Source organism: Variovorax sp. EL159, from assembly GCF_900100965.1.
GTDB lineage: Bacteria > Pseudomonadota > Gammaproteobacteria > Burkholderiales > Burkholderiaceae_C > Variovorax.
This window is the reverse complement of the sequence record NZ_FMUJ01000006.1, coordinates 43,320-59,615: the sequence shown is the minus strand read 5'-3', so window position 1 is coordinate 59,615 and position 16,296 is coordinate 43,320. Positions and strand designations below refer to the sequence as shown.

Here is a 16,296-nt window from a genome sequence, read left to right as displayed (position 1 = left end):
CAACCATGTCCATTAAAAAATCGACTCAATTCGCCCGCCGTCGCGGCATCTCCCATTTCGCTGCCCGCGTGAGTGCCGGCGCGCTCGTCGCCGCCTGCCTGTGCGGCCTGGCCGGCACTGCCATGGCGCAGTCCACCGCCGCCGAGGCCGCGCAGAAGGCGCAGGCCAAGGCCGTGGCCGTCGTCCTCACCCAGCACAAGGTGGTGAAGGACGCGCAGGGCAAGGAGCAACTGCTCGATGCCGCATCGGTGAAGCCCGGCGACGTCGTCGAGTACCAGGCCACCTACACCAACCACACCGGCAAGCCGGTCACTGGGCTGGTGGCCGACCTGCCCATTCCCGAAGGCCTGGCCTACCTGCCGCGCAGCGCCAAGCCGGGCGCCACGCTCGTGCAGGCCGCAACGAAGGACGCCGTGTTCGGCCCCGAGCCGCTGATGCGCAAGGCCGCCGGCAACAAGAGCGAGCCCGTGCCCTATGCCGACTACCGCGCGCTGCGCTGGAGCCTGGGCCAGCTGCCGGCCAACGGCAGCACCGCCGTGAGCGCACGCGCCCGGGTCGAGACCGTCGTGCAGCCCGCGCCTCCGGCCGCGGTGCAGGCTGCGGCCGGCGCATCGCGCTGAGCCCTCCGATTTTTCATGTTCCCGTTCTTTGACAACCGAGGAGAAATCACGTGATTCCCACCCTGCCAACCCGGCGCAGCAGCGGCTTCAGGCCGGTTGCGTCGTGGGCCGGCGCCGCCGCATTGACGCTGGGCTTCCTGTTCGGAAGCCCGGCCTCTCTTGCTGCCGCACCGCCCGCCAACACCGTCATCGGCAACCAGGCCTCCGCCACGTATTCGGATGCGGCGGGCACCACGCAACTGGCCACGTCCAACCTGGTCCAGACCACGGTGCAGCAGGTGGGTTCGTTCACGCTCGACTCGGTCAGCAGCGTCACCACCACCGTCATCAACACCAAGATCGGCGCCGTCGGCTCCACGGTCTATGCACCGCACACGCTGACCAACACCGGCAACGGCAACGACACCTTCACGATCAAGGTGGACGCCGACAACGACAGGTTCTCCAAGGTCGAGGTCTACGTGGACGCCAACGGTGACGGCGTGCCCGACAACACCACCAGCCTGTGCAGCGCCACGGGCGCGGGAACCTGCGACGTGCCGGCGCAATCGGTGGCCGGCAACAACGGCGTGTTCCGCTTCGTCGTGGCCTACACGATTCCCGGAACCGCCAGCGGCGCGGGCTCTGCCCCCGCCACCTTCGACACGGCGACCCTCACCGCCATTCCGGGCACGCCGGCGCTGTACACCGCGCCGAACACCGCCGCGGCCGTCAAGGACGACATCCAGCTGACAACGGCTGCAGCCTTCAACGTCACCAAGACGATCGGCGCACCCTCCGTGTCGGCGCCTGGTGGCGGCGCGTGGCCCACGGCCGCCAACGGCGGCCAGCGCTCGTCTTCGGCGAGCTGCGCGACCACGTGGTCGGCCGGCCTGGCTTCCAGCGCGAGCTGCCAGTACACCGTCTACACGCTCACCTTCAACAACACGGGCGGCTCGCCCGGCAGGTTCGCGATGTCCGACACGCTGCCCAGCGGCATGACCTATGTGGCGGGTTCCGCGGTGTGGAGCAGCGCGCCCGGTACCGCGCTGGGCGACGGCCCCGCAGGCGATCCGAGCGGCATCGACTTCCAGGTCAGCGGCAACACGCTGAACACCGTGGTCGCCTTGCTCGGCCAGAACGTCACGCAGACCGTGAGCTTCGTGGTGCTGGTGAACACCAGCGCCGCCATCGGCACCTCGACCACCACCAACGTGGCGAAGTTCGAGCCGGCCACGGTTCCGCTGACGACCACCGCGGCGTCCATCGGCACGCCGGGCTCCAGCACCAATCCGTCGGCGTACACGGTCCTTGCCAACTACGGCATCGTCGTCGGTGCCAACGGCTCGACCGCTGCCAACGCCGTCGACACCACGCCCGGCACGCCCAACGGCACCGCGAACGACCTGACCACGCGTGCGTCGGTCGTGGCCGGTGGCAGCGTGAAGTTCGGCCAGACCGTGTTCAACGCCGGCACCGGCACCGACACCGTGAACCTCACGGTGTCGTCGAACACCTTCCCGGCCGGCACGACCTTCCTGTTCTTCGCGGCCGACGGCTTCACGCCGCTGCTGGACACCTCCGGCGACGGCGTGCCGGACACCGGTCCGATCGCGGCCGGCGGCAGCGTCAACATCGTGCTGCAGGCCAACGTGCCTTCCGCCACCGCTGTTGGCGCGGGCCCGTTCTCGGCCACGGTCACGGGCCGTTCCGCGGGCGACGCCACGAAGATCGACGCCACGCTCGACACCGTCACCATCGTGGTGGGTTCGCTGGTCGACCTGACCAACACCGCGGCCGGCACCGGCACGGGCACGGTCGGCAGCGGCGACCTGGGCCCAGGCCCGAGTCCCAACCCGACCACCACCAACTCGACCGCGGCCGGCACCGGCACGGTGTTCGCGCTGTTCGTCAAGAACAACGACACCAAGAACAACACCTACACGCTGGCAGCCAGCCAGTCGACCAGCTTCCCCGGCTCTCTGCCGGCTGGCTGGACGGTGAAGTTCGTGGCCTCGGGCGGCACCTGCGCATCCGCGGCAATCACCACCGTGGCCGCCAATGCCGGCGCCCAGGCGCAGGTTGCTGCCTGCGTGACGCCGCCCGCGACGCAGGCACCGGTGACCGCGCAGAAGATCTACTTCCAGGTGCAGTCCACCGCCACCGCATCGACCGGCGTGATCGTTTCCGACACCAAGACCGACGCCGTGACCGTCACCGTTCCGGTGACCTACAGCGCCACGCTCTCGCCGAACAACAGCGGCCAGGTCGCACCGGGCGGCACCGTGGTGTACCCGCACACGCTGAGCAGCACCGGCAGCCAGAGCTGCGGCGCGTACACGCTGACGGCGACCGTGCCGTCGGCCGACGCATCGCTGGGCTGGACCACCGCGATCTACCTCGACGTGAACGGTGACGGCCAGATCGACGCCAACGACACGCTGGTGACCCCCTCGACCCCGCTGACGCTGGCCGCGAACGGTTCGCAGAAGCTGCTGGTGCGCGTGTTCGCACCGGGCGGCGCAACCGCCGGCGCCACCGACACGGTGAGCGTGACCGCGACCTTCACGGCCAACTGCGGCACGCCGACGGCCACCGACATCAGCACGGTGATCACCGGCCAGATCCGCGTCCTCAAGACGCAGGCCCCCAGTGCTGCGTGCAACGGCGTGGCCGACACCGCGTTCGCTGCAACGCCGCTGACGCTGAAGCCCGGCCAGTGCATCGTCTACAAGGTGGTCGCCACCAACGAAGGCACGGCACCGGTCACCAACATCGCCATCAACGATGCGGTGCCCGCGTACACCTCGCTGAGCGCGACGCAGCCTGCCACGGCAACGCAATGCACCTCGACCGGCGTGAGCGGCACGGCACTGGCCTATGCGCAGACCGCCACCGCCGTGAGCTGCGGCAGCGCAGCCAACACCGTGGCCCCGAGCGGCATGGCCACGCTGCTCTTCTCCGTGAAGATCAATCAGTGACGACAAGGGTTTGAGTCGCCGGCGGGCCTCGGGGTCCGCTGGCTTTAGCGGGGCGTTGCCATGGCTGCGCCTCGCCTTTTTCCCTTGCCGCTTCCGCGCGGCAGCAGCCCACGTTGTTGCTGCAGCAGCTGCACGCGAGCGCGCCTGTTCCGCAGGCGGCAGAGGAAAGAGTTCTTTCTTTCATTCATTCAAGTTGTGATGACGGTCCAGCCGCTGCGCGCGCGTGGACCGGCGGAAGGTGTGTCGCTTGCAATTTCCAGTTGAGTCCCCGAGCACGCGCTCGCACCGGTGGCGAGGCGGCATGGCCGTCGCCACCGTGGCGGCGCTGCTCCTGGGCTTCGTCTGGAGCGGCACCCGCGCGCATGCCGCGCCGGCCCCCGGCGGCACCGTCATCCGCAACGTGGCCACCGCCACCTACGTGCCGGCCGGCCTGCTGCAGACCGAGACGTCGAGCTCCAACGGCGTCAGCGCCAACGTGCTGGCGGTCGAGTCGCTGCTGCTCACGCAGGACCAGACGGTCAGCCGGCCGCCGGCCAGCATCGTCGCGCTGAGCCACGTGCTCACCAACACCGGCAACGTGCCGTCGAGCTACACGCTCGGCCTGGCGAACAACGGCGCGGGCTGCCCGGCCGATACGCTCGACCTGTCGTCGCTGCGCGTGGTGCGCGACGGCAACAACAACGGCGTGGTCGATGCCGCCGACGCGGAGGTGCAACTCGGCGTGGGCGGTGCGGTGGTGCTGCAGCCGGGGCAGAGCGTGGCGCTGCTGGTGCAAGGCACCATTCCGGCCGTTGCAACCGGCAGTGCCTGCGTGGCGCTGACCGCCACCACCGCGCTGCAAAACCTCAGCGCGGTCAACCGCGACATCGTCAACGTCGGCGACCTCGCGGTGCTGGCGCTGACCAAGTCGGCGAGCTATCCGGGCGTCGTCGAGCCAGGCAGCACGCGCATCGACTTCAGCGTGTCGGGCACCAACATCGGCGCCCGCGACGCACGGCCCGGCAACACCGCCGCACCGGCCGGCACGCCGCTGCTGGTGAACGGCACACCCACCGCCTTGCTGCTGCTGCGCGACGCGGTGCCCACCGGCACGCGCTACATCGCGGGCACGCTGCAAAGCGCGGCGGCCGGCGCGGTGCGGCTCTTTCGCCTGCCGGGCGATGCCGACTTCAGCTACCGCACGGCGGAAGACGCCTCGGCCATTGAAGTGGCGGTCGGCGTACCGGCACCGCTCGCGCGCAATGCATCGATCGCCATGCAGTTCGGCGTGCAGGTCAGGGCCGACCAGAGCGGCGAGATCCGCAACACCGCACAGGGCCTCTACAACGATGGCGCGGCGCCGGCGGTGGCACCGTCGAACACCGTGCTCATCACCACGAGCCTGAGCCGCATCGGCGTGGCCAAGGCCGCGTCCGCACCGCTGGTGAACCGCGGCAGCGACGGCCAGCCCGACGGCACGGCCACCGTGCGCTTCGAGGTCAACGTGCGCAACTACGGCAGCGCGTGGCTCTACGGCGTGCAAGTGCCCGACGTGATGGAAGGCAGCGGAGCCACCCAGTTCGGCAGCTACACCACGGCGCTGGTGCCGGGCGCGAACCAGTACGCCGTCGTGCCCGGCTCGCTGGCCATTGCCGGCAGCCAGGGCAACGGCACCGCGGCGGCCGTCAACAACGGCTTCAACGGCACGGCCGCCGTGCCGAACCTGCTGGCGCCGGGAGCCGTGCTGCCGGCGGGCGGGCAGTTCACCGTGCAATTCGACGTGCGCTTCAACGTGTCCGGGCGTGCCGCCACGCTCTACAACAGCGTGCGCGCGCAGGCCGCGCTCGCGGTGGGCGCGCCGCCGACGGTGTTCGATGATTCGGTCAACGGCAACAACCCCGATGCCGACGGCGACGGCAACCCGAACAACGATGCCTCGCCCACGCCGGTGTCCACGCAACTGCCCACGCTCTTGCTGGTCAAGACGGTGTCGCCGCCGCGCCGCATCGCGCAGGGCGTGTTCGAGCTCGACTACGTGCTCAAGGTCAGCAACACCGGCGTGGCCCCGGCACCGAACGTGCGGTTGATCGACAACCTCAACTGCACCTTCGACATGGACAAGCCCGACACCCATGTCGCCGTCTGGGAGCTCACCGGGCCGCCCAAGGCGCGCAACGGCCTGCTCGACGTGGCGGGCGGCTTCACCGGCCGCGCCGCCTGCAACCGCGAGACGCTGACGAGCAGCGACCCCTTCAAGCTGCCGACCGAAGCCGCGCTCAGCCTCACCGACGGCGCGCGCGCGCTCGCGCCGGGGCAGAACGAAGAGCTGTCGTTCACCGTGCGCATCACGCAGAAGGCCGACGCCATCGGCAGCCGCCTTGCGCTCACCAACAAGGCGTGGGCGGCCGCCTTCGACCAGAACACCGTGAACGTCACGCCGGCGATGCTGGTGGTGGCGAGCGCCAGCACGGCGCAGTCGCTCGTGGCCGACCCGGAAGGCACGGTCTACAACTCGGTCACGCGCGAGCCCGTGGCCGGCGCGGTCGTCACCTTCGCGCGGCAGTCGTGCCGCAGCGGGCCCGTCACGCCGGTCACGCCGGACGACCTCTTCGGCGGCGCCTCGGGTGTCTACACCTTCCATGCCGACGGCAGCGTGTCGATGACCACCGGCGCCGATGGCGGCTACCAGTTCTTCCTGCAGTCGCCGCCCGTCACCGGCTCGTGCACCTACACGCTGGACGTGACGCCGCCGGCCGCCAGCGGCTATTCGTTTCCCTCGCAGCTCATCACGGCGACGCCCGGAACCTTCGACCGCTGCGGCGCCATCGTGCCGAGCGGAAGCCCGCCGCGCGGCTCCGACCCGACCACCCATTACTTCTCGCTGAACGCCGGCTTCGATGCCTCGGGCGCAGCCTGCGACGTGGTGCACAACCACATTCCGCTCGACCGGGGCAACGTGCTCGGGCTGGTTCTGCGCAAGGAAGGCAGCAAGCGCGAGGTCGAGCTGGGCGACTTCATGGACTACGCGCTGGTCGTCACCAACAAGACCGGCTTTCCGTTCACTGGCGTGAACCTGGCCGACAACCTGCCGCCGGGCTTTGCCTATGTGGCCAACAGCGCGCGGCTGAACGGCGCGGTCACGGCCAACCCGGTCGGCGGCGCGGGGCCTCAGCTGCTGTTCAGCTTTCCGTCGCTGACGCTGGGCGCCGACCAGTCGATGGTGCTGCGCTACCGCGTGCGCATCGGCGTGGGCGCGCCCACCAACGGCGACGCCATCAACCGCGCCCGCGCCACCTCGGGCCGGCTGCAGTCGAACCTGGCGAGCTGGACCACGCGCGTGACCGGCGGCGTGTTCTCCGACGACGCCTTCCTGTTCGGCAAGGTCTACATGGACTGCAAACGCGACGGCCGGCAAGAGGGCTCCGACGAGATCGGCGTGCCCGGCGTGCGCCTGTACATGGAAGACGGCACGCACGTCATCACCGACGTCGAAGGCAAGTGGAGCCTGTATGGCCTGAAACCCGTCACGCACGTGCTGCGCGTGGACCAGACGACCTTGCCCGTGGGGGCGCGGCTCGAGTTGCTCGACAACCGCAATGCCGGCCGCCCTGAGAGCCGCTTCGTCGATTTGAAGAAGGGCGAGTTCCACAAGGCCAACTTCATCGTCGGCAACTGCGATGCACCCGAGGTGATGAACGACGTGATCGCGCGGCGCGCGGCCATCGCCGCCATTCCCGACACCGAAGCCGAGGCGCAGGTGCGCATGCGCCTGGACCCCGAAGGCCGCATCGTGCCGGTGGGCGATGCGCGCTCGCTGCCCGCCAGCGGCCAGGCCCTGGCCACGGGCAGCACCGGCGGCAACACGCTCGCCAGTTCGGCCCCGCTGATCGCGCTGCCTTCGGCGCCCGCCAATGCGAGCGGCTTCGTCAACGGCGCGTCGGGCACCATGGGCGGCACGCTCGGCGCCAGCGCCGCGCCGCCCGCACCCACGCCCGCCGGCAGCCTGTTCGCCGCACTGAACGGCCTGCCCACCAGCGCGCAGAGCGCATCGGCCACCGGCGGCGGCGCGACCGGCGTGGGCGCCTTCGCGAGCCGCCCCGTCAACACCAGCACCCAGATGCTGGAGCCGCGCGCCAACCCGCTGCTGCCGCAGGCCGTGCCCAGCCCCATCGAGCTCGAAGCGCTGCTGCCGCGGATCGAGAACAACGCCCTCGGCTTCGTCGACCTGAAGAACGGCGACACGCTGCCCGGCGTGCTGGTCAACGTGCGCGTCAAGGGCGAGGACGGCCTGGCACTGCGCCTGACCGTCAACGGCAAGGCCATCGAGGAGCGCCGCGTCGGCAAGAAGACGCAGCTGCCCGCCAAGAAGCTCGGCGCCTGGGAATACATCGGCGTGGTGCTGCAGCCCGGCAGCAACCAATTGCGGCTCGAAGGCGTGGACCCGTTCGGCAACGTGCGCGGTACCGCGCAGCAGATCGAGCTGATCGCGCCCGACAAGCTCGGCGCCATCCAGGTCGAGCTGCCCGCATCGGCGCAGGCCGATTTGCGCACGCCCGTCATCGTGAAGGTGCGCCTGACCGACGCGGCCGGCGTGCCCGTGACCGCGCGCACCCAGCTCACGCTGGAAACCGACCGCGGCCGCTGGCTCGACGAAGACCTGAACCCCGCCGAGCCCGGCACGCAGGTCTTCATGGACGGCGGCGTGGCCGAGTTCCGCCTGCTGCCGCCCGGAGAGCCGGGCGACGCGCGCATCCGCGTGAGCGCCGGCAGCTTCGTGAAGGAAGCACGGCTGGCCTTCCTGCCCGAGATGCGCCCGATGATCGGCGTGGGCATCGTCGAAGGCGTGCTCGACTTCACCAAGCGCGGCGGCGTGCCGCTGGGTGCCATGCCCGCCGGCGCGGCCTTCGAGGCCGAGCTCACCGGGCTGGCTGACGAGAGCGACAAGAACCGCCGTGCCTCGGCCCGCGCCGCCTTCTTCCTGAAGGGCACCGTCAAGGGCGAGTACCTGCTGACGGCCGCCTACGACTCGAACAAGACGCGCAACGACCGCCTGTTCCGCGACATCCGTCCCGACGAGTTCTACCCCGTGTACGGCGACTCGTCGGTCAAGGGCTTCGACGCACAGAGCACGCAGAAGCTCTACGTGCGCATCGACAAGAACCGCTCCTACCTGCTGTACGGCGACTTCACCACCGCCAGCAGCACCGAGGTGCGCAACCTGAGCCAGAGCAACCGTTCGCTCACGGGCCTCAAGCACGTCTACGACGACGGCAACGTGCGCGCCACCAGCTTCTTCTCGCGCACCGCGCAGACGCAGCAGGTCGAAGAGTTCCGCGCTGTCGGCACTTCGGGTCCGTACTACCTGAGCGCCAAGGGCGGGGAGTTCGTCGACAACAGCGAGCAGGTCGAGATCGTGGTGCGCGACCGCAACCAGCCGAACCTTGTGCTGCAGCGCACGACGGTGGCGCGCTTCATCGACTACACCATCGAGCCGCTCACACGCCGCCTGCTGTTCACGCACGCCATCGCTTCGGCCGATGCGAACCTCAATCCGCAATCGATCCGCGTGACCTACGAGGTGGACGCGGGCGGCCCCAAGTTCAACGTGGCCGGCACCGACGTGCAGGTGAAGGTCACCGACAACCTGCAGCTCGGCGTGGTGGCCAGCACCGACGAGAACCCCGAGAATCGCCGCAAGCTCGGCGCCGTCACCGCCGTGGCGCGCGTGGGCGACAACACCACCATGGCCGGCGAGTGGGTGCGCACCGAGTCCGACAAGAACGGCAAGGGCAGCGGCGGGCGCATCGAGCTGCGCCACCAGACCGCCGACCTCGCCGTGGTCGCGCTCGCGAGCAAGACCAGCACCGGCTTCGACAACCCCGGCGCAAGCTTCTCGGCCGGCCGCACCGAGGCCTCGGCGCGCGCCGAATACCGGCTCGACCCCACCACCGCGCTGCGCGGCGAAGCCATCTACAGCCAGGACGCGCTGCTCGCAGGCAGCCGCCGTGGCTTTACCGCCAGCGTGCAGAAGAAGTTCGGCGAACAACTGGTGGGCGAGCTGGGCCTGCGCCACGGCCAGAGCGGCGCGGGGTTGGGCAGCAGCTCGGGTTTCGACTACGGCCAGATCTCGACCTACAGCGGCAACCTGGGCAGCGGTGTCGGCGCGGGCAACGTCACCGCGCTGGGCGCGGCCGCCAATGCCAACGCGCATGCCGAGGACCTGACCACCATCCGCGCGCGCCTCTCGGCCCAGGTGCCGGGGCTGCCGCAGGCCAACGTGTTCGTCGAAGGCGAGCAGGACATCCACAAGTCCGACCGCCACGTGCTGGCCGTGGGCGGCAACTACGCGGTGACCGACAAGACTCGCATCTACGGCCGCTACGAGCTGGTGTCCAGCCTCTACGGCAAGGACGAACTGACGTCGAGCACGTCGAACAACGTCGGCATCCTCGGCGTGGAGAGCAGCTACATGGAGGGCGGCCGCGTGTACAGCGAATACCGCCTGGCCGACAGCCTCGACGGCCGCACGGCGCAGGCGGCCACCGGCGTTCGCAACACCTTCAAGCTGGGCGAAGGCCTGAGCGTGACTGGCGGCATCGAGCACACGCGGCAGCTCGGCGGCTACCGCAACAGCGGCAACAACGGCACCGGCTACTCGGGCGGGTTGGGCCAGTCGACGGCCATCACCGGCGGACTGGAATACATCACCGAGCGCATGAAGACCAGCGGCGTGCTCGAGGCACGGCGCGGCGACGACGCCCACACGCGCCTGTTCAGCGCCGGCTTCGGCTACAAGCTCGACCGGTCATGGAGCCTGCTCGCGCGCAGCGTGATGAGCGACAGCGAAGGGCAGGGCAGCAACGCCGGCAACGAGCGCCACCTGTCGCGCCACCAGATCGGCCTGGCCTACCGCCCGGTGGACACCGACAGCTGGAACGCGCTGATGCGCTACGAGCGCCGCAGCGAGCGCGTGGTGGGCGCGGGCAGCTCGACCGGTGCGCTCGACGGCTCCAGCGTGTTCGGCTCGGGCTACGGTAACGCCAGCCTGCCGGGCACCACCAGCGCCGACATCGTGTCGGCGCACTTCAACTACAACCCGCGCCCCGGCACCGTCATCAACGGACGCTATGCGGCCAAGTGGTCGCGCGCCGACGACGGTCTGCTCAAGAGCACCTACTGGGCGCACCTGCTGCAGGCGCGCTACACGCAGGACATCGACAAGGACTGGGACTTCGGCGTGCAGGCCGGCCTGCTCTACGGCAAGGATGGCGCGCTGCAGAAGACGCTGGGCGTGGAGGTGGGCTACCAGGTCATGAAGGACCTGTGGGTGTCCGCCGGCTACAACTTCGTGGGCCTGAAGGACCGCGAGCTCACGGCCAACGAATACACCAGCAAGGGCGCCTACATCCGCCTGCGCTTCAAGTTCGACGAGACGGGGCTCGGCTTTCCCTCGGCCGGCGCATCGCGCACGGCGAAGGACCGGGCCGCCGAAGCGGCGCCGGTGACTGCAGATGACAAGAAATGATTCGGCCTTCAAGGCGGAACAGATGACTCAAATTTCAACTTCGGTCCGGGGCTTGCGGGGGCGTCGCCTTCGCTGGCTGTGGGCCGGTGCGCTGGCATTGCCGGCGTTGCTCCTGTCGGCTCCCGCGACGGCCGCCCTGGTGGCCTGTACGCCGGAGCCGGGCTACAACACCTGCACGCAGGTCACCTATTCCGGCGGCAACCAGACCTTCACCGTGCCCACCGGCGTGAGCGCCGTGTTCATCAAGGCCTGGGGCGCGGGCGGCGGCGGGCCGAACACCAGCTACTACACGGCGCAGCGGGGCGGTGGCGGTGGCGGCTTTGCCTCCGGCACGCTGACGGTGACGGCGGGTTCGTCGCTGGGCATCCGCGTCGGGCAGGGCGGGAGGGTCAACGACACCGGCAATCCCTACGGCGGCGGCGGTGCGGGCGGCAATGGCGCAAGCATCAGCCGCGGCGCGAGCGGCGGCGGCCTGTCGGGGGTGTTCACCAGCACGACGAGCTTCACGCAGGGCACGGCCCGACTCATCGCCGGTGCCGGTGGCGGTTCGTCCCCGGGGGCGGACGTGGGCACGCCGAGCGGTGCCGGTGGCGGCGGCCTTGTCGGCGGCAGCGACGGCACCACCGCCAGCGGCAAGGGCGGTACGCAGTCCGCCGGCGGCGCGGCGGGCAGCGGCGGCTCCTGCAATGTGGCCAGCGCGACGGCGGGCAGCGCACTGCAGGGCGGCCGGGGCGCCTCGACCAACCAGAACCAGAACGAAGGCGGCGGCGGTGGCGGCGCGGGCTACTACGGCGGCGGTGGCGGCATCTGCCAGGGCACCGACCCCAACGGCATGGGTGGCGGCGGCTCCAGCTACCTGGCGTCGGCGCTGTCCGGCGCGGGCACCGAGAGCGGGTCGAACTCGCCGGCCGACAACACCGGTGGCGCGGCGGCCAACACCGACGACCCGCAATACGTTGCCGGCATCGCCGTCGGCGGCGGTGGCGATGCCAGCGGCGGCAACGGGCTCGTGGTGCTGCAGTACAACGTGCCCGCGCCGGTGCTCGCGCTGAGCAAGACGGCGCAGGCGACGGTGACGCCGGGAGGCGCCATCACCTATACCCTGAGCCTGACCAACAACGGCACGGCCGCCACCGGCACCACGGTGATCGTTCGCGACCAGTTGCCGCCCGGCGTGATCGCCACGGCGGCCACGCGCGGCACGAACGTCTCGGCCGTGTCCTGCGGCACGCTGCCCAGCGCGGCCGGCGCCTTGCTCACCTGCACGATGACGCTGCCCGCTGGTGGCATTCCCGTCGGCGCGACGCGCACCTTCACGCTCACGGCTACCGCGCCCACGCTTGCCGGCACCCTGGTCACCAACTACGCGAGCAGCAACACGAACGGCAGTGGAACGCCCGCCACCAACCCCGGCACGGGCTGCACGTCGAATGCCACAGTCAGTTGCGACAGCGCCGACACCACCGTGGTGGCCGGCCCCGCCACCGCCGCGCAGTCGGGCCTGCGCGTGGTCACCGACAACCAGCCGGCCAACGGCACCGCGCAGGACGTGCTCGAAGTCTTCGTGCGCGACGCCAGCGGCAACCCCGTGGGCGCCGGTGCGGTCGTGAACTTCGGTGCCACGCCCAACGTGGCCTTCAACGGTGGCGCGGTGGGCGCCGCGGGCAGTTGCACCACCACCGCCGCGAGCCTGTGCCAGACCACGGCCACCAGCACCGTGGCCACCACCTACGCAACCACCGCGGTCACGCTGGGCGGCACGGCGCTGGGCGGCAACTTCACGGCCGGCGGCAATGCCTACCTGCCCAGCCCGCGGCCCTACAAGTTCGCGCCCCTGCCGACGACGCTGACGATCAGCAAGGTCTCGCTCAACAACACGGGCGCCTTCGGCTTCACGGGCAGCAATGGCGTCGCGACGCAGACGCTGACCACGGTCACCGCCGGCACTGCCGTCACGGGCACCACCCAGACGCTCACCGCGTCGGGCGTGGCCACCACCATCACCGAATCCGTGCCACCGGCCAACTACGCGCTCACCGGCGTGAGCTGCACGGGCCTGGGCGCGGGCGGCACCGCCACGCCCGACCTGCCCAACCGCAAGGTCACGCTCGATGCGGCGGCCACTGCAGCGGGCAGCAACATCGCCTGCACCTTCACCAACACCTACACGCCGCCGTACCCCAAGGTGCGGATCGTGAAGACCACGACCAGCGGCAGCGGCACCAACGTGTTCGCCTTTGCGCTCAGCGGGCTCTCGGCGTCGACCGACAGCATCACCGTCACCGGCGTGGGCAGCGCCAACGGTGCCGCCAACCTCACGGGCACCGCCGGCCTGGAAGCATCGATCAGTGAAAGCGCGCCGGCCGGCTGGCCCGCCAACCCGATCAGCGCCAGCTGCGTCGATGCGGCCAGTGCCAACCCCAACGCGCCCTTCGGCACGTTGGTGGGCAACCGGCTCACGCTGCCCGCGGCCAACATGGTGGCCGGTGCCGACATCCGCTGCACCTTCGTGAACGGCTTCGGCTACAGCGTGTCGGGGCGCGTGTTCCTGGACAACGGCGCCGGTGCGGGCACGGCGAACGACGGGCTCGTCAACGGCGGCGAGGCCGGCATTGCAGGCGCGCCCGTGCGGTTGACCAATTGCGGCGCCACGGTGATCTCGACCGCCACCACCGATGGCAGCGGCAGCTACGCGCTCGACGTGCCTTTCGGCACCGCCACCAACGCGCCGCTGTGCGTGGAGCAGACCAACGCCGCATCGCGCGTGTCGACCGGCGCCTCGTTCGGCAGCGTCAGGCTGCCTTCGGGCTCGGCCGTGACCAACGGCGGTACCACCTACACCTACACGCGCGCCGGCACGCCCGACCGCATCGCCTTCACCTGGAACGGCAGCGGCCACTCGGGCCTGAACTTCGGCGACGTGGAGCGCAACACGCTGGCCGCCGATGGCGCAAAGAGCGGCCCGCCGGGCAGCACCGTCAGCTACGCACACACCTTCGTCGCGCGCACCGGCGGCAGCGTGAGCTTCAGCATTTCGGATTCGGTGGACACGCCGGCCATCGGTGGCTGGAGCGGCAAGATCTTTGCCGACACCGGCTGCACCGGCGCGTTGCAACCGGGGGCCGCGCTGCTCTATCCGCCCTCGGCGCCGGTCACCGTGGTGGCGGGGCAGAGCGTGTGCCTGGTGATGCAGGAGTTCATTCCGACCACTGCGGGCAACGGCAACAACAACCGCAGCACCGTGCAGGCCAGCTTCAACTTCACCAACGCCGGCCCCGCGCTGAGCGCGAGCTACACCGTGCTCGACATCACGACGGTGTCGAACAGCGCGCTGGAGCTGAAGAAGGAAGTGCGCAACGTCACGCAGGGCGGTAGCTTCGGCGTCAACAACCAGGCCAAGTCGGGCGAGACGCTGGAGTACCGGGTGACCTACACCAACAACGGCATGACGCCGATCAGCGGCATGACGGTGAACGACACGACGCCGCAATACACCAGCTTCGTTGCCGCGCAGGCCGGCACCACGCCGGCGTCGCTGACAGGCTGCAGCAAGAACACGCCGGCCAATGCGGTGCCCGCGCCGGCGGTGGCCTGTGCCACCGCGCAGACGGCGGGCGGTACGGGCGGGTTGCGCTGGGCATTCGGCGGCTCACTGTCACCTGGTGGCACGGGCGAAGTGCTGTTCAGCGTGAAGGTCGACTGACGGTGTGAAGCGCGGCAAAGGCGCTGCTACCAACTGCCCGACGCACCCCCGCCACTGCTGGAACCCCCACCACCCGACGACGATGACGAGCTGTCCGACGAGCTGCTGCTACTGCTGCTCGACGAACTGCTGCTGCTCCACCCGCTGTCGCGGTCGTCATCGTCGTGGCCACGGCCCCGGCGCCCGCGCCGGCCATCGGTGGGGAAGAAGCCGAACACCAGCGCGATGAAAGTCACCAGCGCCATGCCGATCCAGGTTTCGTCGGGCTCCGGGCCCGGTGCCAGCTTGACGAGCGCGAAGCCGATGACGCCGGTCACGAGCGCGAGCCGCACCATGAACCCAAGCACGCTGCGCTGCCAGTGGCGGCGCACGCCGACCACGACCACCGCGACGCCGATGCCGACGAAGCAGGCGACGAACAGGCCCGCGATCACCCACGGCAGCTTGTCGGCGCCCAGGTAGAACCCGAGGCCGATGAGCGCCGCGATCGCCAGCGCGATGCAGGCGAACACGTAGCGAGCCGTCCTGGAGCGGCCCGCCAGGTAGCCCACGCCGTACATGAAGGTGACCGGCATGAAGAGGACGAGCACCATCGCGAAGTCCATCAGCGCCAGCGCCGCGGCGGCCGGGCCGGCGGCGAGCAGGCCCAGCACCAGCGGCCAGCGTCGCGGCTTGCGCGGCGGCGGTTCGGTCTTCAGGTCGGCCCACAGCGCGCCATCGCGCTGCGCTGCGTGTTCGGCCAGGCGCCGCCCCTTGCGGCCCCGCTTGCCCGTGCCGTACGACACCACGCGCGGCTCCGGAGGCGGGCGCGGCCGGGTTCCGTGCCAGGCACCCACGCCGAGGGTCCAGAGCACCACGGCGAGCGAGGCCAGATTCATCTGCGACTGGCTGGTGTCCGTCGAGAACATGTCGATCAGATGGCGCAGCAGCGACGGCTTGCGTTCTTCCGGCGCGGGCGTTTCTTCGTCCACGGCACCCGCCTCCGGCTGCGGCGATACCAGCCTGAACAGCGACTGCACCGCGACCCGCACGCCGCCGGCGATGTCGCCGTCGCGAAAGCGCGGCTTCATCTCGTTGTCGATGATGCGCGCGGCCTGGATGTCGGTGATCTTGCCTTCCAGCCCCGTGCCCACCTCGATGCGCATGCGGCGGTCTTTCAGCGCGACCAGCAGCAGCACGCCGTCGTCTTCGCCCTTGCGGCCGAGCTTCCATTGCGCAAAGACGCGCGTGGCGAACTGCTCGATGGATTCTTCGCCCGTGGTCGGCACGATCAGCACCGCGAACTGCGCCTGCGTGGTCTGCTCGACCTCGGCGATGTCGTGGCGCAGCGCGCTGGCATCGTCCGCGTTCAGCGTCTTCGCAAGATCGACCACGCGCGAGCTCATCGCGGGCACGGCAACGGGCTTGGCCTGCGCGGGTGCGCAGAGCACGCCCATCGCCATGGCCAACGCGACGAGCCAAAGCCAGGCCCCGGCCCGGATAGCCATCGGTCTTGCGCGAGATTCCATC

The 16,296-nt window shown here is 70.2% G+C and carries 5 protein-coding genes; 4 read left to right on the top strand and 1 reads right to left on the bottom strand.

The features are described from left to right. Nucleotides 1–5 precede the first annotated feature (5 nt). The 4 genes from BLQ28_RS24315 (at nt 6) to BLQ28_RS33465 (ending at nt 14,787) form a co-directional block, all read left to right on the top strand. Nucleotides 6–620 (top strand): DUF11 domain-containing protein, encoded by a 615-nt coding sequence (locus tag BLQ28_RS24315; RefSeq protein WP_093245656.1) that lies wholly within the window; start codon nt 6–8, stop codon nt 618–620. A 50-nt stretch (nt 621–670) separates the two neighbouring features. After that, the gene (locus BLQ28_RS24310) at nt 671–3,580 is read left to right on the top strand and encodes a beta strand repeat-containing protein (RefSeq protein WP_093245654.1); all 2,910 of its coding nucleotides are present in this window, start codon (nt 671–673) and stop codon (nt 3,578–3,580) included. A gap of 301 nt (nt 3,581–3,881) precedes the next feature. Further along, nucleotides 3,882–11,084 (top strand): DUF11 domain-containing protein, encoded by a 7,203-nt coding sequence (locus tag BLQ28_RS24305; protein WP_093245651.1) that lies wholly within the window; start codon nt 3,882–3,884, stop codon nt 11,082–11,084. Nucleotides 11,085–11,106: 22 nt separating this feature from the next. Next, the gene (locus tag BLQ28_RS33465) at nt 11,107–14,787 is read left to right on the top strand and encodes a beta strand repeat-containing protein (RefSeq protein WP_305367555.1); all 3,681 of its coding nucleotides are present in this window, start codon (nt 11,107–11,109) and stop codon (nt 14,785–14,787) included. A 26-nt stretch (nt 14,788–14,813) separates the two neighbouring features. On the opposite strand, the gene BLQ28_RS24295 is transcribed toward BLQ28_RS33465, so the two are convergent. Continuing rightward, nucleotides 14,814–16,295, bottom strand: coding sequence for a TPM domain-containing protein (locus BLQ28_RS24295; protein ID WP_218121960.1), 1,482 nt, complete (start codon nt 16,293–16,295; stop codon nt 14,814–14,816). Between the last annotated feature and the right edge of the window lies 1 nt (nt 16,296).